The sequence below is a fragment of the Thiohalocapsa sp. genome, assembly GCF_019695415.1.
In the GTDB taxonomy this organism is placed as follows: domain Bacteria; phylum Pseudomonadota; class Gammaproteobacteria; order Chromatiales; family Chromatiaceae; genus Thiohalocapsa.
Map to the genome: position 1 here is coordinate 1 of NZ_JAIFKJ010000432.1, position 7,796 is coordinate 7,796.

Below are 7,796 nucleotides of genomic sequence, written 5' to 3' on the forward strand. Positions count from 1 at the left end.
GGGGGGGCGTGGTGGGGGGCGGGGTCGTGGGGGTGGTACGGGGGTGTGCAGGTGATTCGGAACAAGGTCGCGAAGCACATAAGGAATACGAACGATTCGCATTATAGACACGTCGTCGTCCGAAGTAAGCGCCGCTTCGCACCTCATTGAGCCCCACCCGCCGGCGGCCAAGCTCGGCGCGCATCCGGCGCTGCATTTCGTTGTTGAACGCCGGTGCGCCCAAGCCTCCGGCAGCGCGTCGGACGCGTAGGACGAACGCGGAGGGTATACTCCGCGCACATGTCCGCCGGCGCCCTGACCCTTTGCCCCGAGTGCGATCTGCTGCAGCAGAGTCCGCCGCTGCCTGCGGGGGGAAGCGCCCATTGTCGGCGCTGCGGTCATGTGCTGCACCGCGATCGTCCCAACAGCGTGGACCGCACCCTGGCGCTGACGGTGACGGGGCTCGTGCTTTTCGCTATCGCCAATGCCTTCCCGTTCCTGTCGTTCGAGATGCAAGGGCAGGTCACGGAAACGACGCTGATGACCGGCGTGCACGACCTCGCAGCCCAGGGGAAGGGCGAGGTCGCGGCGGTGGTCTTCTTCACCAGCGTCCTGGCGCCGGGGCTGCAGCTCGTGCTGCTGCTGATGGTGCTGTTGCCATTGAAGCTGGGCGGGCGGCTGCCGCCTGGGTTCCCGACGCTGTTCCGCTGGTTCAAGAGCCTGGTGCCCTGGGGCATGATGGATGTCTTCATGATCGGCATCCTGGTGTCCGTCGTGAAGCTAACGGACATGGCCCACATCGTGCCTGGACTGTCGCTGTTCGCGTTCGTAGTACTGATTTTCGTGCTGGCGGCGGCGCAGGCTGCGCTGGACCCGGATGCCGTTTGGGAACGGGTGCCGCTCAGGCCCGAGGTGCGGCGCCCACCGGATCGCGCAGATCCCGTCGTCGGCTGCGATGTCTGCGAGCTCTTGGTGCCGGTGCGTGCGGCGGATGTGGATCAGCGCGGGCGCCCGCGCTGCCCACGCTGCACCGACGTGCTGCACCGGCGCAAGCCCAGGAGCCTGCAACGGACTTGGGCGCTGGTGATTGCGGCGTCCTTACTGTACCTGCCGGCGAATCTATACCCGGTCATGTCGGTGACCTCCCTGGGCCAGACCCAGGCGGATACGATTCTGAGCGGCGTGCTGTTTCTCCTGCATCATGGCATGTGGCCGCTCGCGATCATCGTCTTCACGGCGAGCATCTTCGTGCCGCTGCTCAAGCTGCTGATCCTGGTGTTCCTGCTGGTTTCTGTCCAGCTGCGCTCGCAGTGGCGCCCGCGCGAGCGCACACGGCTCTACCGCATCACGGAGGCCATTGGCCGCTGGTCCATGGTGGACGTCTATGTGGTGACCATCCTGGTGGCCCTGGTACGGCTCGGCAATCTCGCCAGCATCGAGGCCAGGGCGGGCGCCGTCTTCTTCTGCGCCGTGGTGATCCTCACCATGCTCGCGGCCATGTCGTTCGACCCCAGACTTATCTGGGACGCACTGGAGGAGGAGCATGAGCGAGCCGGAGCGCCCAGCCGAGCCGCCGCCGCGGCCTGACACGGACACCGCGCAGGCGCTGCCGACCGCTCAGGTGGTGCGGCGCGAGCGACCGTCGCTGGTTTGGCTGCTGCCCATCATCGCGCTCGCAGTGGGTGGCTGGCTGGTGGTAAAGACGCTGGCCGAGCGCGGGCCGACCATCACTATCGACTTCCAGAGCGCAGCCGGCCTGCAGGCCGGCAAGACCAAGGTCAAATACAAGGACGTGGACATCGGCACTGTCACCCACATCGACGTGAGTACTGACCTGGATCATGTGACGGTCACCGCAGAGCTGCGCCACGGCAGTGAGCAGTTCCTGGCCGAGGATACCCGCTTCTGGGTCGCGCGCCCGCGCATCACTGCGAGTCAGGTGAGCGGCCTGGAGACGCTGCTCTCTGGGGCTTTCGTCGCCGTGGACCCCGGCGGCAGCAGCAAGCAGCGGCGGCACTTCGAGGGGCTCACCAATCCGCCCGTGATCACCACCGATGTGCCCGGACGGCGTTTCCGACTGCGCTCGGACACCTTGGGCTCTCTGAATCCCGGCGCTCCCGTCTACTACCGCCAGATCCAGGTCGGCCAGGTGGTGAGCTTCACCTTGGATGACGACGGCGGGGCCGTGACGATCGACGTCTTCATCAACAGCCCGCAAGACCAGCTGGTGCACACCAATACCCGCTTCTGGAACGCGAGCGGTATCGATCTCGAGCTTGGCGCCGATGGTGTGACGCTCGACACTCAATCCCTGGTGTCGGTGCTGGTGGGCGGCGTTGCCTTCGACACACCGGACGATCTGGCGGCGACGGGCGCTCCGGCGCCGGCGGACCAGTTCTTTCCGCTCTACCCGAGCCGCAGCGCTGCGAACGAGCCGGTGTACCTGCACAAGGAGCGGTATCTCATGGTCTTCAACGGCTCCGTGCGTGGTCTCCACGTCGGTGCGCCCGTCTCCCTGCGCGGCATTCAGATTGGCCGTGTGGTGGACGTCGCCCTCAAGTTCGACGACCGAAAGCTGGACTTTTTTATCCCGGTGCTGGTCGAGGTGGAGCCGGAGCGCATCGGTTTCGCGGAACCGCGCGAGGACATCCTCAAGGCGGATCCGGACGTGGTGCGCAAGCTCATCGACAACGGTCTGCGTGCCCAGCTCAAGACGGGCAACCTACTCACCGGCGCCCTATACATCGACCTGGACTTCTACCCGGACGCACCACCGGCCAAGCTCTCCGAGCGCAACGGCTACCGGGTGGTGCCCACTCTGCCCACGCCGCTGGAGGCCGTCACCGCCAAGGTGGCGGCCATTCTGGACAAGGTGAACGCCCTGCCCATCGAGGTCATCGGCAACGATCTACGCGCCAGCGCAGCCGGTGTGCGCGAGCTGTTGGGCTCCGCCGAGTTGCGCGGCGCCATCCGCGAGCTGAGCGCCATACTCGCCGACGTGCGCGGTTTCACCTCCCAGCTCAACAGCGAGCTGGCACCGGAGCTGGACGCCTTGCTGGCCAGTCTGAAAGGCACCTTGGACGAGGCCAACCGCACGCTCGTCAACGCGAACGACCTCATCGGCCCGGATGCGCCGCTCTCGGTAGAGGCGGTGCGTACAATGCGCGAGGTGAGCGCAGCGGCCCGATCGCTGCGTGTCTTGTCGGATTACCTCGAACGACACCCAGAGGCCCTGATCCAGGGCAAAGGAGGCGGACGCTGATGCTGGTGCTGCGATGGGGTCGGCGTGTGCGCCGGCATAATGAGGCTGTCCCCGCCGGCCGGGCCGCAGGCAACCGCAGTTCACGCGCCTGGTGGCCCCTGACGCTTGCGGCAATCGTAGTGCTCGCGGGCTGCGCCAGCACGCCGCCGTCGTCCTTCTACACGCTGACACCGCTGCCGCAGACCGCGAACCGCGGCGGTGATCTCGCGGCCGGCAGTATTGCCGTCGGGCTTGGGCCGGTGTCCTTCCCGCAATTCCTGGACCGGCCGCAGATCGTCACCCGTGACGGAGACAATCGGCTGATCGTCAACGAGTTCCACCGTTGGGGCGGGAGCGTGCAGGACGATTTTCTGCGCGTCTGGGGCGAGAACCTCTCTTATTTGCTCGGCACCACCCAGGTCGTGCTGTTCCCGTCCGAGTCACGTATGGCACTCGATTACCGGGTTCCGGTGGAGGTGCTCGCCTTCGAGGGGACCGCCGACGGCAGTGCGGTGCTGCGCGCGCGATGGTCAGTGACCGATGAGCGGCTGCGACGCACCTATGCCGCCCGTGAGAGCGCCTATCGCTGCCCCGTACGCGGCTTGGCCGCTGCCGGCGATGCGACGGCTGCCAATGTGCACTATGCGGCGGTGGTGGCCGCGCTCAGCGCCTGCCTCGGGGACTTCAGCCGCGAGGTTGCAGCGGTACTGGGCGCTCTGCCAAAACCGCAGCCGCCGGCGCCGCCGCAGAAAGTGCCCGAGCCGCCGGAGCCGCCGCAGCCGCTGCCCGCGCGGTGAACAACCCCTGCGGACAGCTGCCTATCTCGGGCGCCCTAACAAAACCCCATGAGTGGCGCGCCGCCGGCACCCTCGTGCTGGAGCGCTTTTGTGCGCCGCAGCAATTGGACCGGGTCACGACCTTGACAAGTTTCTTCCGGGCGACTATTGTGCAGTGCAACAATTGCTGCAGCGCAGCAATGCTGGCCTCGGGGGCGCTGACGGTGTGCCAACCGTCAGAGCGCCGTCCCAGGCATCCACCCAAGCGAGTTATCCGGAGCAACACGATGAGCACCCAAGACGTCGTCAAGACCTACAACGACCTCACGAACCAGAACGTCGAGCGTATCAATTCTCTTGGCGAGCTGAACCTCAAGGTGGCCGAGAAGATGGCTGCCCGCCAGATGGACGTCATGAACCTGTTCATGGAGCAAGGCGTTCGCATGATGAAGCTGGCCACCGAGGCCAAGGGCTACAGCGAGCTCTATAAGGGTCAGGCGGACATGGCCCGCGAGATGACCGAGAAGCTGATGGCCGAGTCCAAGACCAACATGGCGCTGGCCGGCGAGATTCGCGACGATTACCGCGGCTGGCTCGACGACGCCATGGCCGACCTCAAGGAAGGCAACACCGCCGTTCGCAACGCCGTCACTGCTTGAAGGATCAGCCCGCGCGCCGGCGCGGCGCCCGACCTGGATACAGGCCGGAGCACTGCACCGCAGACGGGTGCCGGCGCGGCGGGTGCGGCAGGGATGCTCGCCGCGTCCGCCGCGGGCTTGCCCGCTCCCGCGGAGCCTGATGGCTCCAACGTCGGGGCGCTCCCCATTCCCGCGGCGCGGACGCCTCAGGAGCAGACAGATGAACAGCAGCGAGGAGCAGCCATGACAGCAGCGCGCGTCGCACTGGTGACGGGCGGCATCGGCGGTATCGGTACTGCCATCTGCCAACGCCTGGCGCAGGAGGGATTCCGCGTCGTCGCCAACCATCATCCCTCCGAGCAGGAAGCCGCCGAGGCCTGGAAGAACGACCAGGCCGGTCTGGGCTTCGACATCGACACCTTGGCTGGCGACGTGTCTTCTTTCGAGGACAGCCAGCGCATGGTCGCCGAGATCAAGGAGCGCCACGGCCCGGTGGCCGTGCTTGTGAACTGCGCCGGCATCACCCGGGACAAGACGTTCAAGAAAATGGAAGAAGACGCCTGGCGGGCAGTCATCGACGTCAATTTGAACAGCGTCTATAACGTCACCCGCAACGTCTGGGAGGACATGCTCGGCGCCGGCTTCGGCAGAGTGGTGAACATCTCCTCCGTCAACGGTCAGCGCGGCCAGTTCGGGCAAACCAACTACGCCACCGCCAAGGCCGGTATGCACGGTTTCACCATGAGCCTGGCGCAGGAAGGCGCGGCCAAGGGGATCACGGTCAACACCGTCTCGCCCGGCTATGTCGAAACGCCCATGACGCTCGCCATGCGCGACGACGTGCGCGACGCCATCGTCGCCGGTGTGCCCATGCGCCGCATGGGTAAGCCCGAAGAGATCGCCAGCGCAGTCGCCTTCCTCGTCGCCGACGAGAACGGCTATGTCACCGGCGCCAACCTGCCGGTAAACGGCGGCCTCTTCATGCACTGAGGTCTGCAAAGGCCGAGGCTCGGCCCGAGCCGGACCTGTCCCCATCGCCGCTGCCCGCCGCCGCCCCAATCCGCGGGCGGCGGCATACCCTACCGAGTCCTCCTCGTCTCTCTCTGATGAGACGTTCCTCTGCCCGGCGTCCTCGCCGGGCTTTTTTTTACCACCCTGGCTTGGTAGGGCACACCCAACCCTCAGCCCTCAGCCCTTCTTCAAATAGTATTGGAGTAAATCGCCAACAGGAATCCGGCCAGCGTTGAGAGCCCCACAACGCCGCCGCCCTTGTGGAACGCCTCCGGCAGCATCGTCTCCGCCACCATGGTCAGCATGGCGCCGGCGGCAACGCCCTCGATGAATGCGAACAGCTCTGCGGACGCATCTGCCAGCAGCAAGGCGCCGAGCGCCGAGCCTATGCCGGTCAGCAACATCAGGCTGGTCCACATGACCAGGATGCGCGGCACCCTGATGCCCTGCTCGCGCATGCCGGCGGCGCTGGACAGCGCCTCCGGCAGGTTGGCCAGGAAGAGCCCGCCCAGCAGCGACAGGCTGATGCCGCCAGTGATGACGACATTGGCACCGATGACAAAGGATTCCGGGATGCCGTCCAGGGTCATGCCCAGGAACATGGCCACCGCGGCACTCTTATGTCGCGCCACCTGCTGCGTCATCTCCGACAGCGACGGTACCACGTGGCCGCCGGCGACACGTTTGGCCGCGCGCTCCATCCAAGCGGCAGCGCGGCGGGCGCCCAGGTGCTGCTGCTCGGTGAGGTAGGCGCGCACCGGATTGCGCTTGAGATAGTCCGCCAGGCGCGCGCGCAGCTCCGGGATACCCGCCACCAGTTGCTCGAAGTCCCGTCGCCTGAGCTCCGAAACCTCCACCTCGTCGTGGGCCACGGCCGTTACCGCATGTGGCCCTTCGGTGAAGAAGGCGAAACCGCCGAAGCCCTCGCCAGCCTCCACCACTTGCGGGCGGCGGTTGCGCTGGTTTTGGTCGAACAGGTATACGGTGCCCCGGCGCAACAGGTAGAGGCGGTCGGCGGGCTGGCCTTGGTGGAAGAAGTTGTAGCCGTCCGGGGCGCGCTTGTGCACCAGGCGAGCTGCGATACGCGCCAGCGTGACTTGCGAGAGCCCTGGAAAGAAGCCGAGCCTGGGCTCGTCGCGCATGAGCTCCACCGGCTCCTCGGCGATCTGCGCCGGCTCGATGGGCGGGTCGTAATCGCCCTCGGTGTCGAGCTCCTGCAGAGCTTCCTCGCGCCAGGTGTTGATGGCGTCGTCCGTCAGGCCGTAGCGCTCGTGCAGGTACTGGGTCAGCTCTGCATCCTGCAGCAGCCCGCGCAGCACGGCACGAAGCTCCGGCGAATCGGACACCAGCTCCATGAAGGCTGTGCGCGGAATCAGCAGCAGCTTGCTGTCGGCGGCGGTGTGCGCCTCGGTGGCCCGGGGCAGGCCGGAGATGAAGCTCATGCGCCCGAAGGCGTCATGCCGCTGCAGGTGCTCGAACACCTGTCCGCCGGCGGCAGGGTCGCTCAGCTCCACGGCGCCGTCCAGCACCACGTAGATGTAGCTCGGCGGATCCTCGGCGCGATAAAGGCAGGTGTGTGCCGGCAGCTCCTGGAGCTGCACAACGCCAAGCAGCCGATCCAGGGTCTCCGGTGACAGATCCCGGAGCGCGGGCACCCGGCGGATGCCGGCCAGCACCCGGCGCAGCCGTCGCCGCGACTGGTTACGCCAGAAGTTGAGCGCTGTGGATGGCTTGCGCAGATAGCCGCCCTGGCGATTCACTGCCCAGTCCAGCAGCTTGAATGCGAGCCCGCCGACGACGGCGCCCAGGGCGAGGTCGCGGAAGTGGCCGCGGTCGACGCCGGGCGCGATGAGGTCGATGGTCAGCGCTGCGAGCAGCGCTCCGCCGCCGAAGGCCAGCAGGAAGGCCATGATCCGATCCGGCGGCCGCCAGGCGATACCCACCGCTGCGCCCGCGGGCAGGGTGGCCGCGCTGATCAGCCCGAAAACCAGAGCGGAGAGCGTGACCGAGTCGAAGGGCATGGGATCGGCGGCGGCTGCGGCTTGGGCAGTGGGACGCGAGGGCAGCGGGAATAGGCGCCTTTCGGCGCGGCCGCGCTAGGGAAGCGCCGATTTATTGGCGCTTCCCGTGCGGGGCAGGACGCCCCGCCAT

The 7,796-nt window shown here is 66.9% G+C and carries 6 protein-coding genes; 5 read left to right on the plus strand and 1 reads right to left on the minus strand.

The genetic code is table 11. The features are described 5' to 3' along the window. Positions 1-279 precede the first annotated feature (279 nt). The 5 genes from I6U14_RS12220 (at position 280) to phbB (ending at position 5,624) form a co-directional block, all read left to right on the plus strand. Entirely contained in the window at positions 280-1,566 is a 1,287-nt protein-coding gene (locus I6U14_RS12220) for a paraquat-inducible protein A (protein WP_296899688.1), read from the plus strand. Beyond that, positions 1,523-3,241 carry an MlaD family protein gene (locus tag I6U14_RS12225; protein WP_296899690.1) on the plus strand — a complete coding sequence of 573 codons (1,719 nt, stop codon included), beginning with the start codon at positions 1,523-1,525 and terminating at the stop codon, positions 3,239-3,241. The genes I6U14_RS12220 and I6U14_RS12225 overlap by 44 nt, the downstream gene beginning before the upstream one ends. Continuing rightward, positions 3,241-4,017, plus strand: coding sequence for a membrane integrity-associated transporter subunit PqiC (locus I6U14_RS12230; protein ID WP_296899692.1), 777 nt, complete (start codon positions 3,241-3,243; stop codon positions 4,015-4,017). The genes I6U14_RS12225 and I6U14_RS12230 overlap by 1 nt, the downstream gene beginning before the upstream one ends. 266 nt (positions 4,018-4,283) lie before the next feature. After that, a complete protein-coding gene (locus tag I6U14_RS12235) occupies positions 4,284-4,655 on the plus strand; it encodes a phasin family protein (protein WP_296899694.1) in 372 nt (123 codons plus the stop codon). Between the two features lie 222 nt (positions 4,656-4,877). Beyond that, positions 4,878-5,624, plus strand: coding sequence for an acetoacetyl-CoA reductase (gene phbB, locus I6U14_RS12240; protein ID WP_296899696.1), 747 nt, complete (start codon positions 4,878-4,880; stop codon positions 5,622-5,624). Positions 5,625-5,833: 209 nt separating this feature from the next. On the opposite strand, the gene I6U14_RS12245 is transcribed toward phbB, so the two are convergent. Beyond that, positions 5,834-7,666, minus strand: a complete 1,833-nt coding sequence (locus I6U14_RS12245; RefSeq protein ID WP_296899698.1) for a cyclic nucleotide-binding domain-containing protein — start codon at positions 7,664-7,666, stop codon at positions 5,834-5,836. Positions 7,667-7,796 lie beyond the last annotated feature (130 nt).